Origin of the sequence: Flavobacterium cucumis (assembly GCF_900148835.1) — a bacterium.
Taxonomy (GTDB): Bacteria; Bacteroidota; Bacteroidia; order Flavobacteriales; family Flavobacteriaceae; genus Flavobacterium; species Flavobacterium cucumis.
Genome location: NZ_FRYK01000002.1, coordinates 218,028 through 244,186 on the forward strand (window position 1 = coordinate 218,028; position 26,159 = coordinate 244,186).

General features: G+C 32.6%; 18 protein-coding genes. 6 read left to right on the forward strand and 12 right to left on the reverse strand.

What is annotated here, in order from left to right:
- The first annotated feature begins 108 nt into the window (after positions 1-108).
- Both BUE95_RS07020 and BUE95_RS07025 read left to right on the forward strand, forming a co-directional pair.
- The gene (locus BUE95_RS07020; protein ID WP_073582866.1) at positions 109-1,971 is read left to right on the forward strand and encodes a M61 family metallopeptidase; all 1,863 of its coding nucleotides are present in this window, start codon (positions 109-111) and stop codon (positions 1,969-1,971) included.
- 80 nt (positions 1,972-2,051) lie between these two features.
- Positions 2,052-2,771, forward strand: coding sequence for a DUF4369 domain-containing protein (locus tag BUE95_RS07025; protein WP_073582868.1), 720 nt, complete (start codon positions 2,052-2,054; stop codon positions 2,769-2,771).
- 209 nt (positions 2,772-2,980) lie between these two features.
- On the opposite strand, the gene BUE95_RS07030 is transcribed toward BUE95_RS07025, so the two are convergent.
- From BUE95_RS07030 to BUE95_RS07040, 3 genes are read right to left on the reverse strand one after another with little or no spacing between them, the layout of a single operon-like run.
- Entirely contained in the window at positions 2,981-3,694 is a 714-nt protein-coding gene (locus BUE95_RS07030) for a hypothetical protein (protein WP_073582870.1), read from the reverse strand.
- Between the two features lie 43 nt (positions 3,695-3,737).
- Entirely contained in the window at positions 3,738-6,200 is a 2,463-nt protein-coding gene (locus BUE95_RS07035) for a carboxypeptidase-like regulatory domain-containing protein (RefSeq protein ID WP_394333986.1), read from the reverse strand.
- 15 nt (positions 6,201-6,215) lie between these two features.
- Entirely contained in the window at positions 6,216-7,898 is a 1,683-nt protein-coding gene (locus tag BUE95_RS07040) for a M23 family metallopeptidase (RefSeq protein WP_073582874.1), read from the reverse strand.
- Positions 7,899-8,090: 192 nt separating this feature from the next.
- Between BUE95_RS07040 and BUE95_RS07045 the strand changes: the two genes are divergently transcribed.
- From BUE95_RS07045 to BUE95_RS07060, 4 genes are all read left to right on the forward strand, one after another.
- Entirely contained in the window at positions 8,091-8,381 is a 291-nt protein-coding gene (locus BUE95_RS07045) for a hypothetical protein (protein ID WP_073582876.1), read from the forward strand.
- A gap of 7 nt (positions 8,382-8,388) precedes the next feature.
- Positions 8,389-8,700 carry a cell division protein ZapA gene (locus BUE95_RS07050; protein WP_073582878.1) on the forward strand — a complete coding sequence of 104 codons (312 nt, stop codon included), beginning with the start codon at positions 8,389-8,391 and terminating at the stop codon, positions 8,698-8,700.
- A gap of 190 nt (positions 8,701-8,890) precedes the next feature.
- On the forward strand, positions 8,891-10,453 hold the full coding sequence (gene rny / locus BUE95_RS07055) for a ribonuclease Y (protein ID WP_073582880.1): 1,563 nt from the start codon (positions 8,891-8,893) through the stop codon (positions 10,451-10,453).
- Positions 10,454-10,576: 123 nt separating this feature from the next.
- Positions 10,577-11,164, forward strand: a complete 588-nt coding sequence (locus BUE95_RS07060) for a porin family protein (protein ID WP_073582882.1) — start codon at positions 10,577-10,579, stop codon at positions 11,162-11,164.
- A gap of 58 nt (positions 11,165-11,222) precedes the next feature.
- On the opposite strand, the gene BUE95_RS07065 is transcribed toward BUE95_RS07060, so the two are convergent.
- The 9 genes from BUE95_RS07065 to BUE95_RS07105 form a co-directional block, all read right to left on the reverse strand.
- Positions 11,223-11,687, reverse strand: a complete 465-nt coding sequence (locus BUE95_RS07065) for a gliding motility lipoprotein GldH family protein (RefSeq protein WP_073582884.1) — start codon at positions 11,685-11,687, stop codon at positions 11,223-11,225.
- 78 nt (positions 11,688-11,765) lie between these two features.
- Complete coding sequence (gene secDF, locus BUE95_RS07070; RefSeq protein ID WP_073582886.1) at positions 11,766-14,687, reverse strand: protein translocase subunit SecDF; 2,922 nt, start codon at positions 14,685-14,687, stop codon at positions 11,766-11,768.
- 302 nt (positions 14,688-14,989) lie between these two features.
- A complete protein-coding gene (gene mdh / locus BUE95_RS07075) occupies positions 14,990-15,922 on the reverse strand; it encodes a malate dehydrogenase (protein ID WP_073582888.1) in 933 nt (310 codons plus the stop codon).
- 119 nt (positions 15,923-16,041) lie between these two features.
- Positions 16,042-17,982 (reverse strand): DNA topoisomerase (ATP-hydrolyzing) subunit B, encoded by a 1,941-nt coding sequence (gyrB, locus tag BUE95_RS07080; RefSeq protein WP_073582890.1) that lies wholly within the window; start codon positions 17,980-17,982, stop codon positions 16,042-16,044.
- Between the two features lie 258 nt (positions 17,983-18,240).
- The gene (asnB, locus tag BUE95_RS07085; RefSeq protein WP_073582892.1) at positions 18,241-19,857 is read right to left on the reverse strand and encodes an asparagine synthase B; all 1,617 of its coding nucleotides are present in this window, start codon (positions 19,855-19,857) and stop codon (positions 18,241-18,243) included.
- 235 nt (positions 19,858-20,092) lie between these two features.
- Positions 20,093-20,542 carry a GreA/GreB family elongation factor gene (locus BUE95_RS07090; RefSeq protein ID WP_073582894.1) on the reverse strand — a complete coding sequence of 150 codons (450 nt, stop codon included), beginning with the start codon at positions 20,540-20,542 and terminating at the stop codon, positions 20,093-20,095.
- A 45-nt stretch (positions 20,543-20,587) separates the two neighbouring features.
- Complete coding sequence (locus tag BUE95_RS07095) at positions 20,588-20,980, reverse strand: hypothetical protein (RefSeq protein WP_143165240.1); 393 nt, start codon at positions 20,978-20,980, stop codon at positions 20,588-20,590.
- Between the two features lie 169 nt (positions 20,981-21,149).
- Positions 21,150-22,901, reverse strand: coding sequence for a porin family protein (locus BUE95_RS07100; RefSeq protein WP_073582898.1), 1,752 nt, complete (start codon positions 22,899-22,901; stop codon positions 21,150-21,152).
- A 59-nt stretch (positions 22,902-22,960) separates the two neighbouring features.
- Positions 22,961-25,972, reverse strand: a complete 3,012-nt coding sequence (locus BUE95_RS07105) for a tetratricopeptide repeat protein (protein ID WP_143165241.1) — start codon at positions 25,970-25,972, stop codon at positions 22,961-22,963.
- Positions 25,973-26,159 lie beyond the last annotated feature (187 nt).

Below are 26,159 nucleotides of genomic sequence, written 5' to 3' on the forward strand. Positions count from 1 at the left end.
CCCTAAATTTCGCTATTTCTGTTAAACGTTACTAAAGAATAAAACATAAAAATTGTAACATTTATCCAATTATTACTACCTATTACTTAATTAATTTAAGATTTAAAAATGAAAAAAATAATCCTTTCGCTAACGGTTGTTAGTTTCTTATGGAGTTGTACCTCTTTACAAAAATCAACTTCAATAAAAAATGAAGTAGATGTTACAATCGATTTGATAAATGTAAAAGACGATAAGGTGATGGTGACTGTAATTGCTCCAACTTTTACATCAGAAACCACAACTTTTCACATTCCAAAAACAGTTCCCGGCACTTATTCAGAAGATGATTACGGACGCTTTATTGAAAATGTAAAAGCTTTTGATGCAAAAGGAAATAATTTGAAAATTGCGAAAATTGATGAAAATTCATATACTATTTATGAGGCACCTAAACTAACAAAAATTACCTATTGGGTGAATGATACCTATGATACAGAGGGCGGGGCTGGTTTTGGAGAAAGTGAAGATATTTTTTCTCCATCTGGAACCAATATAAATGCTGGCATTAATTTTATGCTAAATACTCATGGTTTTGTTGGATACTTTAAAGGAAAAGAAGAAACTCCATATAAATTAACGGTAACACATCCTTCTCATTTGCTTGGAGTTTCCGCAATGATAGATACCGACAATAGTGCTACTAATGATGTATTTGTCATGCCTAAATATGCTAGTTTGGTTGAAATGCCAATCATGTATTCCAAACCAGATTTCACTTCATTTATGGTGGATGATATGGAAATCATTATTAGTGTATTCTCGCCCACAGGAAAATACACTGCAAAACAAATTACACCTCACATGGAAAACATGATGAAGGCACAAAAACGTTTCTTAGGACCAATTGATGCAACTAAAAAATATGCTATTTTACTTTATCTTTCAGATGTGGAAGCTAAAGATGCTAAAGGTTTTGGCGCATTAGAACACCCTACTTCTACCGTGGTAGTAATGCCCGAAATGATGGGATTAGAAATGCTACAAGAGCAATTAAAGGATGTTGTTTCTCATGAATTTTTTCACATTGTAACGCCACTAACAGTACATTCTTATGAAATACAAAATTTTGATTTTAACAAACCTGAAATGTCTGAACACTTATGGATGTATGAAGGTGTTACCGAATATTTTGCCAATTTATTTCAAGTAAATCAAGGATTAATTGATGAAAAAGAATTTTTCGAGAGAATGGCTGGAAAAATTGCACAATCGCGTCAAATGAATGACAAAATGAGTTTTACTAAAATGAGTAAAAATGTACTAAACCCGCCTTACAAAGAGCAATATTTGAATGTTTACCAAAAAGGGGCTTTAATTGCTATGTGTTTGGATATTCAAATTCGAGAGAGCAGTAATGGTACTAAAGGAATTTTAAATTTAATGCAAGACTTAGCCAACGAATATGGAACTAAAAAAGCATTCAAAGATGAAGAATTATTTGGAAAAATAACCCAATTAACTTACCCAGAAGTAGGTGAATTTTTAAAGAAATATGTAGCTGGTGAAACTCCAATCCCTTACGAAGAATATTTTGCAAAAATGGGAGTAACAGAAGCAACCGTTGATATCATTGGAAATCCGTTTTTAAAAGGACAAACACAACCTTATATAACAATAGATCCTAACACTAAGGAAATTAAGGTACTCCCTGAAATTGAATTAAACATTTTCATGACCACATTAGGGCTTAAAAACAATGATACATTATTAGCATTCAATGGAAAAGAATATAACCTTGACAATATTTATGATTTAATTATGGCAAGTATGAATTGGAAAGATGGTGATGCTATTACAGTTAAAATAAAGCGAAATGGTGAAGAACAAACTATCAATGGAAAAGTCATTATGCCAAAAGAACAACAAGAAGGTTATCAAGCAACAGACGACAGTAAAAAGAGTATAAGAGAAGCTTGGCTGAAAGGATAAAATAAAAAACACTAAGAATCCTCAAACTACATAGTATTTTGAGGATTTTTTATTTACTTTGCGAACTCAAAAATGAAATAATGAAAAAAATAACTTTAGCACTACTTTTTATTGCTACACTGGTTTCTTGTGAAAATAAAGAAACAAATAAAGAAGCAAATGTACATATCACTGGAGATGTAAAAGGTTTGAGTCAAGGAAAATTATACCTTCAAAAAATCGAAGACACAACACTAATCATAATTGATAGTATTACGATTAAAGGAGATTCTAAATTTGAAAGTCATATCAAATTAGAAAGTCCAGAAGTTTTGTATTTATTCTTAGATAGAGGACAGACTAATTCTGTAGACAATAGCTTGCCTTTTTTTGCTGAGCCAGGAAATATATCTATTGAAACTACACTTAAACATTTTTTTGCTGATGCCAAAATTACAGGCTCTAAAAATCATGACTTATGGGTAAAATTCAAGGAAATGAACAGCCGCTTTAATGATGAGAATTTAGCTTTAATGGCTAAGCGTCTTAAAAACGAATTAAAACCCAATACAAAAACCACTGATAGCATTCAAGTAGCCTATGAAAAACTTTTAAAAAGAAAGTATCGATACACGGCTCATTTTGCTTCGACACATGGTAATGCAGCAATTGCCCCTTATTTAGCACTTTCAGAAATTGCAGACATTAATTTAAGCTATTTAGACACTATTCACAAAAACATGAAGCCAGAAGTTGCAAAAACAAAATATGGTAAAATGTTAACAAAATATATTAAAGAGCGAAAAGCAAGTGAGAAATAATTTTAATGGTCGACGGAAGTTGACCATTTTTTTTTTTAATTATTAGCGTTAGCAGTCCATACACCAATCAACATATTTAGTAAATGTCATTTGGATTTGAATCGTTTTTATTACAGCACCTAATAAACCTAATTTAATGGATTTATATCAGGTTACTTATTATGAAAAACAACCATTCAAAGTTAAAATCCTCTGAGAGATGACATTCACTAATTAGGATGATACACTTCCACACTCCATTCGTCTGCCAATAGGTTTACAAAATGATAATGCACTTTATCATTTTTATCAAAAGCACCGTTTTTGTTTATGTCTTCGATACATCTGAAGTACAAACGGCTTTGAGCTTCTACGATATTCCAATCTATTAATTCTAAAAACTCTTCTGAAAGTTTTGTGAATCTATCACCATTAATCGTACTTAAATACAAAGAACGAATGTCGTTCTGATTGATTTTCTCGTCTTTATTGGTATCGGAATCCACTAAAGTATAGACGATGATTTGTTTTTTAGTTTTAGTCGCAATTCCATCTAAAAAAGTAGCTGTTTGAATTTGGATTTTTTTATCTGTTAATGGTTTTACTGTGGTAGAATCAATGTGTTGAAAATTCAAATTATCGAAATAACCTGTAATTTCAAATCGGTTATAATTAGAAATTGCATAACTAACTTGATTGGTTTTACTACTTCCATATACTTTACTATTTGAATCATACACACGAACATCCCCAACAGGGTGAATCAAATACTTAGTTCCTTCCATCAGAATTGGCAAATCAGCCACTTTGATTGAAGACGTATCTCTTGCTTCCACTGCTATCTTCGTTTTTCCTTCTTCATAGATAACCTTTGGAGTTTCTGCTTCTTTTTTACAACTTATCAAAGTTGCAACCAAGCTAAAAGTAAAAAGAATACGCTTCATTTGTTTAATTTTTATAGTCAAATATACTAAAATAATTATTGGCTTACAATCGAGCTATCAATTTGATATTGAAAACACGAGTCGTCATATAATTTGGGATTCCGTATTGCGATTTGGTATACACATCGCGAACCCAAGTATTCGTTATCGCATTTTGATTATTGAACAAATTAAAAATTTCAAACCCCAATGAAAATTCATTGAATGGTTTTAACCAAGATTTTGTAGACTTGATACTTTCATCTTTAAATACATACGAAAAACCAACGTCAGCTCTTCTGTAATCATTCAATCGCATTTGGTATGCATAGGAATCTTCTACATAGGAAGGCGCACCTCCCGGTAACCCTGTGTTGTAAACTAAATTCAAGTACAACTTTAAATTTGGAATATTGGGCATATAATCCTGAAATAAGATTCCAAACTTCAATCGTTGGTCAGTTGGTCGTGCAATAAAACCTCGCCCATCTTGATTTTCTTCTGTTTTTAAGTACCCAAAACTGAACCAGGATTCGGTACCAGGAACAAACTCACCATTTAAACGAGCATCAAATCCATAAGCATAAGCTGTTGCATTGTTGTTAGCTCTGTATCGAATACGAACATTATCAATGGTATACGTGTTTACATCCGTGATATTTTTATAATACGCTTCTGATACCAACTTGAAGGGACGCGACCACATTTTAAAACTATAATCATTACTTAATACAAGATGAAACGATTCTTGTGCTTTTACATTGGTTTGTACAACACCCTCTTCATCTCGAAGCTCACGATAAAAAGGTGGTTGGTGATACAAACCACCTGATATTCGAAACATCATATCTCTATTCCAATCCGGTTTTATGGCAAATTGAGCTCTAGGAGAAAAAGTAATTTGACTAACCCCATCTGGCCTTCCTACCGCAGTAACCTGCCATTGATGTGCCCTAACACCTGCATTCAACCAATATTCATGCGTTCCAAGAGTTCCACGAAAATTCCATTGGGCATAACCCGAAAAACGATTAATCTTAGTAAAGTTAGTAGCTCTAATATTTTGATAAGGCGCTAAGGGCCCCACATACGGGTTATAAGGTTGATCGTTTTGATAATTTAAATCCGGATTTGGTAGCGAAAATCCAGTTGAATCGACAACCTCCCATTCTACAATTCTATCACGAATATCTTCTAAAGTAAATTTAGCTCCCCATTCTATTTGAGACTTATCATTAATTTCATGAAAACCTTTCATCTCTGCATTCACAATTAAAGCATCCAAATCGTTACGAGCATGATTTAATTGCGAACCAATTCCACGACTAAAAACTACATCTCCAAAAGTTTCGGAACCAATATTTGCATCTACTTCACCTAGACGGTACTGTGCTAAAATATCATAATATTCCTGTTCTTGTGTGTGATACCCAGAAAGGAGAAACTTTAATTTATTTCTTTCATTGTATTGATAAACAGCTTTTCCAGCACCAAAAAAAGTAAGGTATTTATCTTTCTCCTGACCCTCATAAAAAACCAACAAAGCAATAGGCTCATCAATGGTTCCAAAGTTAGTTTGACGTGTTAATGGCTGATAATTATATCTGTTTTGAGAAATATTCCCTAAAAAACTAAAATTCCACTTCGTAGATGCATTATAATTCAATAAAGTTTGTGCATCAAAAAATGTAGGCCTAAAATTAGTTTCCGTCTCTTGACTATTTACCAAAAGACTGTTATCTCTGTAACGAACACCTGTAATATTGCTCCACTTTTGATTTTTGGAAACCCCTTCTACTGTTAAACTTCCACCCAAAAGACTGGCCTCTATACTAGCCCCAAATTGTTTTGGATTTCGATAAGTAATATCTAAAACGGATGCTAGTTTATCTCCATATTTTGCTTGAAAACCACCTGCAGATGCATCAACATTATAAACCATATCCGTATTCGTAAAACTCAATCCCTCTTGTTGACCAGAACGAATTAAGAAAGGACGATAGACTTCGATTTCATTTACATACACTAAGTTCTCATCGTAATTACCCCCACGAACGGCATAAGATGTACTTAATTCATTATTACTATTAAAACCGGGTAAGGTTTTGATAATATTTTCAATACCTGCATTAGCACCTGGTATTTTTCTAATAATAACAGGATCTATTGTGGTAACTCCTTCAATTCGTTTTTTGCTATTTCCGAAAACAGTAACTTCTCCAAACTCTTCTACTTTTGAATTCATGACCGGATTTAACTCAAAATCTTCATTGGGTTTTAGACTCAAATTGATCGATGTCTTTTTTAAAGAAAGGTGTGAAAAGACAATTGTAATTCTCTTATTAGCCTCTATTTCAATGATGTAGAACCCATTCTTATCAGAGACTGTTCCTTTATCTCCAACGTTAACGTTTACATTTTCTACTGCGTTATTAAATTCATCTAAAATAACACCTTTAACACGTGCTTTTTGAGCAAACGTGCTAAAAGTTAAAGCTAAGAACAAAAGAAATATTATATTTTTCAAACGAACAGACATTGATTATTTAAAGAAATAAGATTCAAAGGTAGTTGAATTTTGCAAACTATCTGTAACCACAATCTTTAAATCGTTTCTACCGTCAACGCAAATTCCATCGTCTAAATTGTGTGTAAGTTTTTTTGTTTTATAATCGTACTCCAATAAAATCCATTTTCCATTAAGGTAAGCATTATAGGAATCAATGTCTGTATGCAAATCAGAAACAGATACACTTATCGTTTTTTGATCTTTAATAGTAGTTCCTGCTACAAAATTTACATTATAAATTCTAGGAGGTGTATTATCTTGTGCTAACTTATATTGCCCTAAATTCTTTGTCTTTATCGAAAAATTATTTCCTTTTCTATAAGTTTTGTTATAATCCAACTTGTATCCATCCAATCTAGCAATATAAGTTTTACTTAATTCTTCCTCTGAAAGTCCTGTGACATCATTGAAAGATAAGGTTATATTTTTATGAACGGGGACATTATCTTTATGAAGGGTTACAATAGCATCACTGACATCAAAATTCATGTAAAAATTATTGTAAAATGTGTTTTCGGGTATATAAACCGACACCTTATTTTTTTCAAAAATAGCTTCAGTTTTTGCCTTTATGAAATAAGGTGTTTTATCCGTTTCTTTTTTAATCTTTGCCTCTTGATAAGAAAATTCAATAGGAATATTTAAATCAACTTTATTCCCATGAAAGTCATACAATTCTACCTTGTAAACATAGTTTACATTAGGCTGAATTTTGATTATCCCATCCTTTTTATTTCCAGAAACAATTGAGAGTGGATAGGAATCCAACTGAAATAATTTCTGAACCCTTTGTCCCATTTCATGAAAGCGTTCATAATCAATAAAATTATTTATATAACGAGATTCATCAAATGAGAAAGCATCAAATCCGTACTGGTATTGCAAAACCCCGTTTAAGTAAGCTTTAACTTTGTACAAACCATTTTTATTATATCCATTGGTACAAAAATCATAGGCATTGATTCCAAAACTCAATCTTCCATTCGTTTTCACTTTTACACCTAAATAAGAGCCATCCGACTGTTTTGAAAAAGAAATATTTATTGGCTTCTGAGAATTATTAACAATAGAGGAGTCCATCGGATAAACCACCACTCCCTGAATAATAGGTTTTCTTTCATCTTTTAACATCTTTTTAAATCCAAAGTGCAATGGATTGATAATATGCTCCGATTTAGTATCTCTAAATTCAAAATGCAAATGTGGACCACCACTTCCTCCTGTATTTCCGGTAAAAGCAATTATTTGTCCTTTCTTAACAGGAAGTTCATTTGGATATAAAAAAAGTTCTATTTCATAGGATTGTTCCTCATAATGCTTTTTTAAAATGTACTCTTGAATAGCACCACTAGCTTTTTGTAAGTGTCCATACACTGAAGTATATCCATTAGGATGAGTTATATATATAGCTTTCCCATATCCAAATGTTGAAATTTTAATTCTCGACACATACCCATCACCGGCTGCATAAACAGGAAGTCCCTCTACTCCACGAGTTTTAAAGTCTAATCCCGAATGAAAATGATTGTTTCTTAATTCACCAAAAGAACCCGACACATCTAAAGAAATATCTAAAGGAGATTGAAAAAAATCGTTTGGATAATCTTGAGCATAAACAAGAAAAGGAAAAAATAATACGGCTAATAAAAGTTTCATAGTGCTTTAGTTTATCGCTAAAATAGTAAAAAAATTGAAAGTAAAAACAAAGAAAAACAGCAATAGAGTAATAGACTAGCAACCAAATACTTATATAAAACAGAAAAAATATCACAAAAATTAATAAAAACTATTGCTATTTTTGAATACTAATGTTAACTTTGTGAAATAATGAAATGAATTATATCATTAATGAATGGATTATCTGAATTAATTGATTCTCTAGAAGTTAAATTTTTCAAACTGAATCAAAAATTGATCCAACTTGAAAAAATAAATCTAGATTTAAACGAACAATTGTTGACATCAAAGAAGATTCAGCAGCAACAATCTGAAGAGATTGCTTCGTTAACAAATCAAATTGATAGTCTCAAAATGATTAATTCATTATTAGGCAGTGAAGAAAACAAACGAGAAACAAAACTCAAAATAAATTCATTAATTCGTGAAATCGATTATTGCATAGCACAACTTTCGGATTAGAAAGAAAATGAGTGAAAAACTAAAAATAAAAATATCAATTGCAGATCGTGTCTACCCTTTAACAGTAGAAACACATCAGGAAGAAGGCCTTAGAAGTGCTTCAAAAAAAATTGATACCATGATTAAACAGTTTGAACAAAGTTATGCCGTTAGAGATAAGCAAGATGTTTTAGCCATGTGTGCACTACAATTTGCCGCACAAGTGGAGCAAAAACAAATTTCAATTTCACAAGATAATGATACAGCATTAATTAGATTACAAAATCTAGATAAAAAATTGAGTGAGTTACTCGAAAATAAAAACGTTCTTACAAAATAAATACGATACTGCCTACATTAGTATATATTTGATAAACTCAACACTAACAAATTAAACGAGTGAATCTTTGCAACTATAACAGGCCCTTCAGTGGGAAGTTTGAACTGCAAGTTAACTCAAATCTTGTATAACCGAGTTTATACAAACATCTAATGTAGGCTTTTTTTATATAATTTTTTTAACACATAACATGGACATATTAAGTATAATCATAGGAATTGTAGCTGGAGTAATAGGAGGATTTGGAATTGCTAAATTTTTAGAAAAAAGCAATGTTTCTAATCTTATTAAAAATGCTAAAAAAGAAGCGGCTTCAATTTTGAAAGATGCAAAAGTAGAAGCAGAAGCAACCAAAAAAGAAAAAATTCTTCAGGCTAAAGAGAAATTTTTAGAGCTAAAAGCAGAACACGAGCAAGTAATTTTAGCTAGAGATAAAAAAACTGCTGAAGCTGAAAAAAGAACTCGTGATAAAGAATCTCAAATTTCAAATGAGTTATCAAAAGCAAAAAAAGCTACAGAAGAAGCAGAAAATAAAATTGCAGAATTCACTGCAAAAACAGAACTTTTAGAGAGAAAACAAGTTGAAATAGAACGTTTACATAAAAGCCAAATTGAACAATTAGAAGTAATTTCTGGATTGTCAGCAGAAGAAGCAAAAGAACAACTAGTAGAAAGTTTAAAAGCCGAAGCTAAAACTAATGCCATGTCTTTTATTCAGGATACTGTTGAAGAAGCTAAACTTACTGCACAACAAGAGGCTAAAAAAATTATTATCAATACCATTCAACGTGTTGGTACGGAAGAGGCTGTAGAAAATTGTGTTTCTGTTTTTAACATTGAATCAGATGATGTTAAAGGACGAATTATTGGTAGAGAAGGACGTAACATTAGAGCTTTAGAGGCAGCAACTGGAGTGGAGATTATTGTAGATGACACCCCTGAAGCTATCATCTTATCTTGCTTTGACCCTGTTAGAAGAGAAATTGCACGTTTAGCTTTGCACAAACTAGTAACAGATGGACGAATTCATCCAGCGCGTATTGAAGAAGTAGTAGCCAAAACCGCTAAGCAAATCGATGAAGAAATTATCGAAACTGGAAAACGTACCGTTATTGATTTAGGCATCCATGGATTGCATCCCGAATTAATAAAAGTAGTGGGTAGAATGAAATACCGTTCGTCATACGGTCAAAACTTACTACAACACTCAAGAGAAGTAGCTAAGTTATGTGGTATCATGGCAGCAGAACTTGGTTTAAACGTTAAATTAGCAAAAAGAGCAGGTTTATTACACGATATTGGAAAAGTTCCTGATACAGAAAGTGAACTACCTCATGCTATTTTAGGTATGCAGTGGGCTGAGAAATATGGTGAGAAGGAAGAAGTTTGCAATGCTATTGGAGCCCATCATGATGAAATAGAAATGAAATCCTTAATTTCACCAATTATTCAAGTTTGTGATGCTATTTCTGGAGCTCGTCCGGGCGCAAGAAGACAAGTTTTAGATTCTTACATACAACGTTTAAAAGATTTAGAAGACATCGCATTTGGATTTGGAGGAGTTAAAAATGCTTATGCAATTCAGGCTGGTAGAGAACTACGTGTAATTGTAGAAAGTGAAAAGGTTTCAGATGAAGCTGCATCAAATCTTTCGTTTGATATCTCACAGAAAATTCAAACAGAGATGACATATCCTGGACAAGTTAAGATCACAGTAATTAGAGAAACTAGAGCTGTAAATATTGCAAAATAAAACTTTCTAAATAGTTCAAAATACACAAAAAGTCTGTTGATTAATTTTAACAGACTTTTTTTATTCTAGATAATTTTGGCATGATTTTTTCGTTGAATAAGAATAATCTTTAAAACTACATTTATGAAAAAGGCAATTTTATCAGTTTTATTTTTAATAGTGACGCAGTCATTACTATCACAAGAAAATTCTAACAACGATGGAAGTTTTGGAATTAAAGGAGGATTAAATTATTCAACGGTAACAAAAGGAGACTTTGATGAAGGCTTAGATCCAAGAACGAGTTTTTATCTTGGTTTCTTTGGAGAAATACCGTTAGTTGAAAATGTTTTTTCAATACAGCCTGAATTTATTTATTCTAGACAAGGCTTTGAAAATAACTTTAGTCTACTTGGCAACAATTACAAAACTACATATAAAATAGACTATATAAACATGCCTATTTTAGCCAAAATATATCTAGGTGATGTTTTTGCCATTGAAGCTGGACCTCAATTCGGGCTTAAAATAAATGAAAACATAGAATCTGACAATTCTACAACTGAAACAAATGATGTAAATTCTTTTGATACTGCTCTAGCTGGCGGTATTTCATTAAATTTTGACGATATCTTTATTTCGGGAAGATATACGTATAGTCTCAATGAAGTTGTTAAAGACTCCAATGCCAAAAACTCTGTTTTTCAAGTTGGATTAGGATTCAAATTTTAGAAATAAAGAAAGGAGATGTTTAAAACATCTCCTTTCTTTTATTAGATAAACTGAAACTTTATTTTGATGTTTCAAAAGTAATACCTAAACCTAAGACATTAGGCAAATACTCTCCCGTGTGGGCATTCTTTACATGCACAGTATACTTACCTTTGATCAAATCAAAATCCGACTTAACAGTATAAAATAAGTCACAAACATCACCTGTACAATTCCCTACATCTTTTCCATTTTCATCCTTAATAATTAGATTTACAGGAATAAACTGTGAATATCCTTTCGGGGAAATGATTTGAATCTCAATTGGAATATCATTATACTGATAGTCATAAACATGAGAAAAATGAAGTTTTACATCTACTGTACCATCATAATCTGAATTGTCAAATGTAAATGTTTTAACAGTAGTTTTATACCAACGATTCGAAACAAACTCTTTATCGAAGTCATTGAAAATTTCTTGTGTACCTGTACAAGAAATGAAAAGACCTAAAAAGGCAATTAAAAATAATTTTTTATTCATGATTTATAATTTAGAATTATAAATATAAAAAAAGTCCTGATATAAACAGGACTTTTTATTAATAAAAATGTTAAAATTTTATACTTCTTTTTTGAATTCAGCCATTTTACGACCTTCTTTCTCTCCAATAGTATCATTCATTACAGGCGTAGCAATAAATAAAGAAGAATACGTACCTACCAAAATACCAACTAATATAGCAAACACAAAACCTCTAATAGTTTCACCTCCAAAGATAAAAATAGCAATCAACACAACTAATGTTGTAGCCGATGTATTAATAGTTCTACTTAAAGTGGTATTCAATGCTTTATTTACCAATCCTTTAAAATCAGGTGATGAATTATAATCAAGGAATTCACGTACTCTATCGAAAACAATAACCGTATCATTTAATGAATAACCAATTACTGTTAAAATAGCTGCAATAAAGGCTTGGTCAATTTCCATATTAAAAGGTAAATAAGTGTAGAAGAAAGAGAATATTCCTAATACAATAAGAACATCATGTGCAACAGCTACAACAGCAGCAAAACCAAACTGCCATCTACGGAAACTAATCATTAAATAAATAAATACCACGAAAAGAGATCCCAATACAGCCCATAAAGAATTTGTCTTAATATCTTTAGATATAGTTCCAGAAACCTTAGAAGCTTGCATGATACCATATTGCTTTCCTTCATAAGAATTTACAAACTGATCGTAGGTAAGAGAAGATGGTAAGTTTTTCTTTAATGCATTAAAAAGCTTTTCGTTAACCTCTTTATCTACACCAGCACCTTCTTCATCTACTTTATATTTTGTAGTGATCTTCAACTGATTATCATTACCATAAACTTTAGCTTCAGCACTTCCAAAAACTTTCACCAAATCCGTTGCAACATCTGGAGCGCTAACCGCCTTATCAAAACGCACTTGATAAGTTCTACCTCCAACAAAATCTACACCTTGATTTAATCCTTTAGTTGTTAAAGAAAAAATACTAAAAACAACCAAAACAGCAGAAATAGCATACGCAATTTTCTTTTTACCCAAGAAATCAATATTCAAGTTTTTAAACCATTCTTTAGTCAGAGATGTTGAAAAAGTCAAACTTTCATTACGACTTAAACTCCAATCTAAAATCATTCTTGTTACAAATACAGCTGTAAAAACAGAGGTAATAATACCAATTAACAATGTAGTAGCAAAACCTTTTATAGGACCTGTACCAAAAACCAATAAAATAATTGCTGTAATAGCCGTTGTTACGTTGGCATCAACAATAGACGATAAAGCCCCTTTCCATGTAAAAGCATAATCGGTTGCCTCTTGAACACTTCGTCCATTGTCTAATTCTTCTTTAGCTCTTTCAAATATAATTACGTTAGCATCAACTGCCATACCAATTGTCAAAACAATACCTGCGATACCTGGTAAGGTCAATACAGCACCAAAACTAGCTAAAGCACCAAATATGAATAAAATATTAACTAATAAAGCTAAATTAGCATAGAATCCTGATTTTCCGTAATACACCACCATCCACAATAAAACCAAGCCAAATCCAATAACAAAAGATAACATACCGCTATTGATAGCTTCCTTACCTAAAGATGGTCCAACAACATCAGACTGAACAATTTCAGCAGCCGCTGGCAATTTACCTGCTCTCAATATATTAGCTAAATCTTTAGTTTCTTCAATTGTGAAATTTCCAGAAATTTCAGATTGACCACCAGTAATAGCACCTTTACTAACTCCAGGAGCTGAATAAACAATATTATCTAAAACAATAGCAATCGCATTTCCTTGTTGGGAAACAGCACCTGTAATTTGTTCCCATTTTTTCGAACCGTTTCCATTCATCTGCATGGAAACAGCAGGTTTACCAAACTGATCAAATGTATCTTTAGCATCTACAATAACACCTCCACTTAATGGCGCAACGTTATCTCTACTTCCCTTTAACACATATAAATCGGTAATATCTGGATTTTTTTCAGTTGTTTTTCCCCAAACAAACTTAGCATATGACAAATTAGATGGCAATAATGCTTTAACATCTGCTCTTTTCAAATAACCATTAATTACAGCAGTATCTTTAGTACTAAAAGTTGCAATATGAGGGGCTCCTTGTTGCGCTGGCGCTAACATTTTACCTAAGAAAGGACTTAAAGCTGCAGCAGTTGTATCTTTTTTATCTGTCAATAATGAATCAATTCCTGAAGTTTTTACTGGAGCTACTTTTGCAGTTACTTCAGTTTTCTTTAATAATTCATCAGCAGCTAATAAAAACTGACCTACTTCTTCAATTTTATAAGTTTCCCAGAATTCTAATTGAGCTGTTCCTTGTAATAATTTCTTAATACGATCTACATCTTTTGCACCAGGTAATTCAACTAAAATTCTCCCTGAATTTCCTAACAATTGAATATTAGGTTGTGTTACACCAAATTGATCAATACGTTTTCTTAAAACCTCAAATGCACTTTCTACAGATTCTAAAACCTTTTGCTTGATAATTGGCTCAACCTGCTTGTTTGTCATATCAAATTTGATAACATCATCTAAATTTCTGTTACCAAACACATCGACATCAGCTAATTTTAAATTTGAGTTGTTTGCAGCGACAAAAAAAGCGTCTATATAATCCTGATTCCCTTGTTGATTAGCCTTAGCATCAGCTAAAGCTTTGTTAAACGCTGGATTTTTAGTGTTGTTTGCTAATCCTTCAAGAATTTGTTTTACGGAAATTTGAAGAATTACGTTGATTCCGCCTTCTAAATCAAGTCCTTTATTAATTTGGTTATCAACTACCTCTTTATAAGTGTGTCCTAAATACACTTTTTGTTTCCCAATGGAATCCAAATAACGTAACTCTTTTTTAGTATCTCCATTAGCGAATGACTTAGCATCGTTTGCAATACTATTAGCTACAAAGGTAAATGAAAGTTGGTACACACATACCAAGGCAAAGATAATTGCGAAAAATTTAATTAGTCCTCTATTCTGCATTACTCTATAATTTATTATTTTATTTTTATTAAAACGGACAAATATATAATTTACAATAGGATTAAACAATTTTATTTTTGATTAAAATAGCGATTTTAAACAAGTTTCCGCAAAAGCTACTACTATACTCTAATTATGAAACACTTACAATAAGAAAAAGCATATTAAAATTCAAAATTTAATATTAAAAAACAATTAATTTATACGTCAATATTATTATTCTAGCCGTATTTAAAAATAAGAATAACAAAAAAAAACTGCCAATTTCTTGACAGTTTTTCAATTTTATTTTTAATGTAAAATTACAGTACTGATTTCAAATCAGCATTCATATTACGAACTGCTTCTGCACTCTTAGCGAATAACGCTTTTTCAGCATCATTTAATTGCACATCAACAATTTTCTCAACACCGTTTTTACCAATTATACATGGAACTCCCATGCAAATATCCTCTTGTCCGTATTCTCCTTCTAAAAAAACCGAACATGGAATCATACGCTTTTGATCGTTCAAAATACTGTCTACTAAATACGCTACAGAAGCTCCTGGCGCATACCATGCAGAAGTACCCAATAAACCTGTTAAAGTTGCTCCACCTACCATAGTATCAGCCGCTACTTTATCTAACTCAGCTTGAGATAAAAAATTAGAAACAGGCACACCATTATAGGATGCCAAACGAGTTAATGGAATCATAGTAGTATCACCATGTCCTCCAATTACCATCCCCTGAACATCATTAGCTGGTTTATCTAAAGCTTTTGATAAGAAATATTTGAAACGCGAACTATCCAAAGCACCTCCCATACCAATTACTCTGTTCTTAGGCAATCCTGTAGCTTTTAAGGTTAAGTACGTCATTGTATCCATTGGATTAGATACTACAACAATAATTGCATTAGGAGAATGTGTTAAAACATTATCGGCAACCGATTTAACAATTCCTGCATTGATTCCGATTAACTCTTCACGAGTCATTCCTGGTTTTCTTGGAATTCCAGAAGTAATTACTACCACATCACTCCCTGCAGTTTTAGAATAATCTCCAGTTGTTCCGCTTAATTGCGTATTGAATACTGTTGTTGTAGCACATTGCATGATATCCATCGCTTTACCCTCAGCAAAACCTTCTTTGATATCTACTAATACAACTTCGCTAGCGATTCCTCTGTACGAAATAACATCTGCACATGTTGCACCTACGTTACCCGCACCTACTATCGTTACTTTCATTTTTTATTGTGTGTTATATTGAACAATTATATTTTTTACAAATTTATCAAATTAATACTATTTTTTTATCAAAATAATACTAATTTAATATCGGTTTGAAAAAGATCTTCACCAGAAAATTAGGCATCAATTTTTGCGTAAGCAGCATTTTTTTCGATGAACTCTCTACGAGGTGGTACCTCATCACCCATCAACATTGAAAAAACACGATCTGCTTCTGTCAAACTATCTATTGTAACCTGACGCAATGTTCTGTATTCAGGATTTAATGTAGTTTCCCATAATTGTTCAGCATTCATCTCTCCAAGACCTTTATAACGTTGAATTGCGGCACTACCCCCCATTCTTTCATTAGCTATATCACGTTGATCATCATTCCAAGCATACTCCTTTTTATTTCCTTTTTTAACCAAATACAAAGGCGGTGTTGCAATATAAACATGCCCCCCTTCAATTAACTCCTTCATAAATCTGAAGAAGAAAGTTAAAATTAGCGTTGAAATATGAGAACCATCGACATCAGCATCACACATAATCACCACTTTGTGGTAACGTAATTTAGAAAGGTTTAAAGCTTTGCTATCCTCTTCAGTACCAATAGTAACCCCTAAAGCTGTAAAAATATTCCTAATCTCTTCATTTTCAAACACCTTATGTTGCATAGCTTTTTCAACATTCAAAATCTTACCTCTTAACGGCAAAATAGCTTGAAATGCTCTATCACGTCCTTGTTTTGCAGTTCCTCCTGCCGAGTCACCCTCAACAAGGAAAATTTCACATTTTTGTGGGTCTTGCTCAGAACAATCTGACAATTTACCAGGTAATCCACCTCCACCCATTACGGTTTTACGCTGAACCATTTCACGTGCTTTTTTTGCAGCATGACGCGCTTGTGCAGCTAAAATTACTTTTTGAACTATGATTTTGGCATCATTTGGATTCTCTTCCAAATAATTTTCCAACATTTCAGAAACCGCTTGAGATACAGGAGAAACAACTTCTCTATTTCCCAATTTGGTTTTCGTTTGGCCTTCAAATTGAGGCTCTTGAACTTTAACAGATATAATTGCAGTTAATCCTTCACGAAAATCATCACCAGAAATCTCAAATTTCAATTTATCCAACAATCCAGAAGCATCAGCATATTTTTTCAACGTACGCGTTAACCCCATTCGAAAACCTTGTAAATGCGTTCCACCCTCGTGCGTATTGATATTATTTACATATGAAAAAATATTCTCCGAATAACTATCATTATAAATAAGCGCTACTTCAACTGGAATTTCGCTTTTTTCGTTTTCCATTGAAATTACGTGACCAATAATTGGCACACGGTTTCCATCTAAAAACTTAACGAATTCTTTTAAACCCTCTTTCGAATGGAAGGTTTCTGTTCTAGGCTGCCCTTTAACATCGATATCACGTTTATCTGTTAAAGTGATTGTAATGCCCTTATTTAAGAATGAAAGTTCTCGTAAACGAGCCGCTAAAGTATCATATGAATACTCTAAAGTCTGTGTAAAAATAGTACCATCAGGCTTAAAAGTAACGATTGTTCCTCTTTTATCTGTAGTACCAATTTGCTTCACTGGGTAAAGCGCTTTTCCTTTTTCGTATTCTTGTTCGTATACTTTACCTTCTCTGTGAACTGTAGCTCTTAAATGGTCAGAAAGCGCGTTAACACACGATACCCCAACCCCGTGAAGACCTCCAGAAACCTTGTAAGAATCTTTGTCGAACTTACCTCCTGCTCCAATTTTAGTCATTACCACCTCAAGAGCTGAAACACCTTCTTTTTTATGAAGATCAACTGGAATTCCCCGGCCGTTATCTTCAACAGAAACAGAATTATCTTCATTAATTGCTACATAAATGGTATCACAATGTCCCGCTAAAGCCTCATCAATTGAGTTGTCTACCACTTCATAAACTAAATGGTGTAATCCACGAACTCCTGTATCACCAATATACATGGAAGGACGCATTCTTACGTGCTCCATTCCTTCTAACGCCTGAATACTATCTGCTGAATAACTACCTTTCTTATTTTCTTCACTCATAATATTATGCTAAATAAAGTATTTTAATATCAACAAATATAAGGAAATAGATAAAAAGAAGAAATAAAAACCACAGCAACTAATTGTCAAGTTATCAACATTTGTTAATTTTAAACAAAAGTGGCTTAAATCAAATAAAAAACACCTTATTTTTAATTTTTAATATTTTTTTTATTTCCTCAAAACAGAAGAAATAAAAAAAACCTCTTTAAAACGGAATTAAAGAGGTCTTTCAAAACAACAAACCTAATAAAAAAACTAAACCACTTCTTTTTCCAGTGCAATAGACACATCCGCTTTCACATGAGCTGCATTAGCTCTTCCGCTTGGATCTTGGTTTTCCTGCCATTTTGGAATCCATTTGCGAACGGTTTGAGCGGCACTTTCTTGTGGAAAATGCTTATGGAAAATCGTTCTGTAATAAAAAGCCTCTTTTGTAACAGGAGTATTATATGGAAATAAAACTTTTGCATTTTCAAAAGCCTCATCCGTAACTTGGCTTGAACAATAGGCAATTAAAGCATCAATCCAGTTGTAACCTACTCCGTCAGAAAACTGTTCTTTTTGTCGCCATAAAATCTCTTTTGGAAGATACGGTCTTTCTGAGGTATCGAAGGCTTTTCGTAAAATATATTTTTCAATTCCATTATATGCTTTTGGCATCTTTTCTTCTGGTTGAATTTTGATTGCCAAATCCAAAAATGCTTTATCTAAAAACGGCACTCTTGCTTCTAATCCATGGGCCATAGTTGATTTATCGGCGCGAAGTAAATCGGCAGTAAATAACTTTTGAACGCGTTCTATGGTTTCTTTTTGAAAATCCAATACCGATGGCGCATTTCTAAAATACAAATAACCTCCGAAAATTTCATCCGCACCTTCACCTGATAATACCATTTTGATTCCTTTTTCGGTAATCGCTTTCGATAAGAAATACATTGGTGTACTCGCACGAATTGACGTTACGTCATAGGTTTCCAAATGCCAAATCAATTTATCTAAAATTTCAATTCCTTGTTCAACTGTAAAATGAATTTCATGATGTGTGGTTCCAATAAAATCTGCTACTTTTTTTGCTGCTACTAAATCTGGAGCCGAAGCATCTAATCCGATTGAAAACGAATGCAATTCTTGACCACTTCCTTCTAACAATCTTGAAGTGATTGAAGCAATTAAAGAGGAATCTAATCCACCAGAAAGCAATACACCAAAAGGAACATCACACATTAATCGTTTCTCCACCGCTTGCGTCAAACTTGCATTTAAAGCTTGCAAATCTAATTTTTCAACTCCCTTTTCGTATGCTTCCCATTCTGGTTTGTAATATTTTACGAAACCTGTTTTTTCGGTATAATAATGTCCTGGAGGAAAAGTGGAAAACGACTTACATTGGTCGGCAATCACTTTCATTTCGGAAGCAAAATACAACCGTCCTCTTTCGTCCATTCCGTAGTATAAAGGTTTTACACCGAGCGGATCGCGAGCTACAATATAATCGTCACCATCGATAACAACTAAAGCAAAAATCCCGTCCAACATATCACAAAAATCATAGCCAAATTCTTCATACAAATGCACAATAACTTCTGAATCTGAAGTTGTTCTAAACGTGTGATGTTTTAACGTTGTTTCTCTTAACTTTTTGTGATTGTATATTTCACCATTATGAACCATCCAAGCGGAATCGGTTCCTTGAATGGGTTGTTTTCCAGTGTGTAAATCAACAATTGACAAACGTTCGTGCGCCAAAATGTGACCTTTCTCCGTAACATGAATATCACTTTCATCTGGACCACGATGACTCATTCTTTTTGACAATTGTTGCACTAATGTTGCTTCTTTTCCTTTTCCTATAATGGCTAATATTCCGCACATAACTTTTTAGTTTAATTGTTGAAATGTTTAATTGTTTAAGCGAAAGAATTAATTCACTTAATTTGATGAAGCAAAATTGAACATATAAGTTTAAATAATGAACCTTAAAATTAATTTTAGTTATAAATTAAAACTAAAAAATGGTTTTTTAATTAAATTATAAACCTTAAAAGTGGTTTTGAGTTTGTTTTGGTTACAAATCATAAAAAAACCACTCGATTGAGTGGTTTACATTTTATTCAATAGCCTTTATTTGAAATCGATTGGCGTTTATTACAACCTCATCTCCGACACTTTTTCCCATTAATTGACTTCCTAATGGTGATTGCGGAGAAACTGCAATTATGACCTTAGTTTCGAGTTGGATTTTAGGCAAAGCAGCACTAATATAAAATAACATGTCATTGGTTTGAACCAAACTTCCGAGTGCTATTTTAGTGTGAATTGCATCAGCATCAATCTTATCCACAATATTTTTTTGTTCTATGATTTCAGCTAATTTTTGATTGAGTTTTTCTTGTTCTAAATGCATCATAGACAAAGCGGTTTCGTGCTTATCGCCAGCCGAACCTTTCGCATCGTTTTGCGCATCTTGAGCCAAATCGGAAATCATGAAACGCAATTCGCTTATTTTCTCTGATAGTAGGTTTTGATAATGGGACTTTATTTTTTGTTTGAATGTCATGGTTTAAATACAAAATTCGCAAAGAAGGCGCTATTGGTGCGAGGATTATTGTTTTTCATTTTTAAATAATTCTTCAGCTTCTTTTCTTGATTTTTCAAAAATATCTTTCCCAAACTTATCTAAAACTAAATCATTCATAGTCTTAGAATAACATTGAGAATATTCAGTAATTACACAACCTGCATTCTTTGTATCAATACCATATTTATTTTTTGTGTAGTTTCGAATAAAGGCACTTAATTCAGGATTCCTGTCGAAAATTAAACCGTACGAATAACAATTATAAATCCCCTTATCAAAATCAATTTTTGCATGTTCAGTTCCACTCTCACACGTTACTTTTCTCCAAACTATAGAATCACTTGTCTTAGAATTTACATTTTGAGAAAATGACAATCCAAATAGTAGATGAAATGATATGTAAATAAACTTTTTCATAAATTATTTCAGAGATGCTATAACTTCATTGAATCTTCGATTTCAGCATGAACGTTGTTGGAAAACCTAATAAAACCAATTACCCAAATTCAAAATTCGTTGTTCAAAATTGAATATTCAACATTCTTTAACATTGAACAACGAACTTGGAATTTTGAATGTTGAAGTTTTAGAAATCAAACTTATAATTTGCTCCTAGCAACACCTGAATGCCTTGTACTGGGAAATTTGACCAACGGTTGTATTCTTGATTCGCTAAGTTGTTTCCTTTTAAGAAAGCGGTTAACCTTGCGTTGTATTTATAACCAACGTGTGCATTCAAATCGAAATAGCTATCTAAAGTTACTGTTTCTCGAACATAGGAAGGTGTGGGGAATATTAGTTCTTGTTTGGTTATCAAATCTTTTCTTTCGCCTACAAAAAACACATTCGCCCCTGCGTACCATTTTTCATTGATATCAAAATCTATTGTTGAACCAATTTTTAATTGTGGCAAATTCCACGCTTCCGCTTGTGTATCAGTTGAATAATTATTGTAGGTTCCGTTGATTCCAAAAGTTACATTTTTAGAAAAATCGGCTTTCAATTCTCCGAAAATACTCAACGTATTTAAATCGTCATACACAATTCCGAATGAGTTTCCGTAAGCATAACCATTAGTGTTTGTTCCTGTTCCATCAAAACCATTACTTACAAATAAGGCTCTATCTGCCTGATTTTTGTTGGAAGCCCTAACATTGAACGCAACGGAGTTGGCTAATTTTCCTTTCATCCCAACGTAAATATCAAACTTATTATCGGTTGGTGATACAAATAGCGTTGGTGATACAAACGGATTTTGATCAACAAAATCAGCGTATGAATTTTGCTCCAAATCACCTTCTGCACCTGCATAAGCTATTAAAATATCCCCTACTAATTTGTAAGACGCTTTAATATTTGGATAAATGAAAATTTTCCCATCGGTTGCCCCATTTACTTTTGTAGTGGCATAAAAAACACCAACACCTAAATGTACTGACAAATCATCTTGTTGGTATAAAATACTAGGCTTTGTTCCCGCTATTATTGTACTGTATTTTAGTTCCGAATCTTCAGTGTAAGTTCTATTGAAAGTACCTCCAACATAATCTACTATAAAATCAGCTTTTACTTTTTGATTCATCACATCAAAATCAAAATTCGGCTTCACAAAAAAGCGATTTTCTCCTGAATCCAATCCGTCTGAAAAACGCTTGAATTGCATGCTCGCATCATTAAAAATCCCGTCTTTGAAACTCATTTTCCCGCCAAGTGCAATCGTATTATACGTTTGTTTTGAATCGATTCCTGCAATCGTTGGATCGTCAAAGAAAATAGTTGCAGTTGGCAAACCATACCAGTTATAAATTTGATTCTTCACACCCAAATCAACATTCCAACTCATATTGCGCTCACGAACCCCATACGTCACATCTAAACTTGTATTAGCATATTTGTCATCTAAAACCACCCCATCAATTCCTCCTTGAGAAGAAAGATGGCGAAACATTCCACCTACATAATTGCTTCGGCTTAAATTTTGTGTAATGAACAACTCTGCGTTGATAGTTGGATAATTTCCAAAACCTAAAGTTGCATAATTGTTGTATAATTTTTCTTTTTCAGTTTTGTCTACTCCTGCTGCTTTTCCTTTTGCTGGCGTAAATGTTGATGCTACTGGAAAGGAAAAAATATTATACTGAATAGGTTGTTTCTTTTGTTCTTCCCCATCTTCTAAAACAGGTGTTTCTTTTACTTTGAAAGCATCTGAAATAGTAGGTGTATAAGGTTTTACAATATTTACCACTTCCGAACCAATATTTTCATCTTTTACTTGAGCAAAAGAAAATTGGATTCCGAATACGACAAAAAATAAGGCGATTATATTTAATTTCTTCATGTTCTATATTTTTAAATGAGATACTAAAACAAGTTCAGCATGACAATGAAATAAGATTATTAATTTGTGATTGATGAATTGCGTTTTGCTTCTTCTCCTTTGATGAAATCAAGTTCGTTTTGCGCTTCTTCGATAACATCCTTGTACTCTTGAAAGTTTTCAATTACACTTTCTAAAATATAGGTTGCTTGGAAACTATCTTTTAATCCGTAGAAATTTTTCGCCATTATTATCAAGCTTTTTGCACCAAAATATTTATAACCTGAATAATCTTTAGCAATTTTTTGTACCACTACATTAGAAGATTCGTACTTGCCTTCTTTATTTTTAAAATACGCATCGTAATACAAAGCTTCGGCTGCTAATTCTCCTTTTGCGATTTTTTGCAATTTAGCATACGCTTCTTTTGCTTTTGCTTCATCATTGGTCTTTATAGCCGAACGCGCTACTATGATTTGAGCATCACTCTTAATTCTGTCATCTACTTTGTCGTTTTTTAACACTTTATCCGCATACACAACTGCACTTGTAAAATCTTGTTTTTCATAATATGATTTCATCAAGTTTGATTGCGCATACGTTATGTTTTGAGGAAACTCCGCCTCCGTTTCCAAACGCTTCAAAACAGGAATTGCACTATCAAAACTTTTGGTCTTTAAATGTACTTGACACAAACGCGCTAAGGCTTGTTCCGTAAATTCGTTTCTTGATTTAGAGACCACAAACTCATAATGCTTTACTGAATTTGCTTCCAAATTGTCTGCAAAGTACAATTGTGCTAAATAGAAATTTGCTTTCAATGCATGCAATCCGTTTGGAAATTTACTTACATAACTTGTAAACCCAGAAATCGCTTGCTTATTATTGTTTTGCAAATATTGCTTCTCAGCAGAATCGTAAGTATCATTATCTAAATCTGCATCTGAAACTTCAATAAATGACAACGTTTTAACCCAATCGGCATATTGATCTACTTGTCCTTTATCTAGATAAATTAATCGAGCAGATGAGACCGCTTCTACAGATTCTGGAGAATTTGGATATTCTGCTACTACTTTTTTGAACTTTGTTAAAGCTAAATCTACTTTATTAGAATTATAATAAATTAATCCTTGTTTTAAAATCGCTTTTGCAACATAAGAACTCGTTTTATAACTATTAATTAATTTATCGTAAGCAGAAATCCCCTTTTCATTTTGATTTTGATTTACATAGGTATTTCCTAGCTCATACAAAGCATCATCAGCATATTTTGAATTTGGAAAGCTTTTTGAAAATTTTTCTAAATCTTCAATTTTTCGGTCAGGTTTACTTACAAATCCATAACTAATTCCTTTTTGAAAAGCAGCGTAATCGGCATCAACACTCTTGAGATCTATAGCTTTATTATAAGCATCCATGGCTGGCCAATATTTTGCTGCCATGAAATTACAATCCCCAAGTCTCAGATAAGCATCTGTCAAACGAACTCTATCCTCTTTAGAAGATTTGGTGAAAGTGTCAAAATATTGAATTGCATTTTCATATTCTTTTAATTTGAAATACGAATACGCTAAGTTGTAATTCGCGTTCTTGAATTCAGGCGTATTTGAAGCTTCAGCCGAATTTAAAAACTGTTTGAAACTCAATTTTGCATCTTCAAATTGGTCTAAATTGTATTCGGTCTCTGCTTTCCAAAAAGTAGCTCTTGCAGTGAATTTCGCCTCTTTATTTTCGGCTATCGATTTTTTAAATAAGGCGTACGCTCCTTTGTAATCGCCATCAGTGTACAACTCTAAACCTCTGTAAAACGTTACTTTTTGATACGCTAATTTGTTTTCTGGAGATTTACTTTTTTCCAATAAAACCAATGCTTCTTTATAATTTTTAGAAGTAATATATGAACTAATCAACAACGTATTGATTTCCGACTTATAAGGCGTATTTGGATATTTCGCCATATAATCATTCATCACTTCCGGAACCGATTTGTATGGATTTCCGATTTCATAACTTAATTTCGCATAATTCAAATACGCATCTTCTTGAATTTTCAAATCAAATTCCATTTCAGAAGCTGTTTTGAAAGCATTTAAGGCCTGTTGCTTTTTATCGGTTTTTAAATAACTTTCTGCTAAGTGATAATAGGCATTTTGAGCAACTGCATCATTCCCACCAATAATTTTATTGAATTGAGAAATCGCATTTTCATAATCTTTTTGTTGGTAATAGGTGTAACCAAATTGATAAAAATCGGTATTTGTCCATTTTCCTTTTTTCCCTTTGTAATCTAATAAATAGGGAAGTGCTTTGTCGTACTGTTTCAAATTGAAATAACTCTCTCCAATGATTTTCGACAATTCGCTTTTCTCTTCACCTTTTGATTTAGGCATTTGTTCTAAACCTAAATCGATAGCATTTTGAAAATTCCCAAGCTTAAAATTCATATCCGCCTGAAAATATCCCATTTTTTCTTTATACTTATCTTGATCAGACACTTGTTCAAAATATTCATTTGCGCTCTTATAGTCGTCGGTCTCGTAGGACATATAGCCTAAGTAATATTTTGCCTGACTACCAAATGTTTTTGAATTCACAACTTGATTGAAGTATTTCGTAGCTTCCTTGGTGTTTTTGGCAGTAAAATGAGCATACCCTTTTTGAAAATTGTATTTCTCTCTGTCGGCTAGTGACATATTGTTGGAATCTGCCTTGTCAAACCACTCTAAAGCTTTTGGATAGTTCCCTTCATCAAAATAGTAATGTGCCACTTCAATGTAAGCCTGATTGGTTTTAGTACTCGTTGGATAATCTGTTACAAAACTTTCTACCAAAACATCAGCACCCATTTGATTTAAGCGAATAGCGCAATTTGCAATATAATAAGCACAATCCGATGCTACTTCCATGTTATCGGTTGATGATTTAACGTTATCAAACAGAATCTGTGCTGATTGATATTGTTTGTTTTTATACAATTCTAACGCACGATTAAATTCCGTTAATTCATGAGTATATACAGAAGATTGTTGGGCTGTAAGTGTTGCAGAAAAGAACACCAATAAAAAAGAAAGTTTTAAATACTTTATCATTTGATTCGTTATTTATAAGTTCCAAATATAAGGCTTATTGTAAGTAATAACGAAGGTTCTTAACATATTATTGTACACTTTATCGGGTGCCTTTTTCTCCAAACACAGTATTTTTTATTGAATTTCCCTTAAAATTTTGATTCAGAAGCATAAGTTACTACTTTTACGTTTTAAAAATATATTTAAT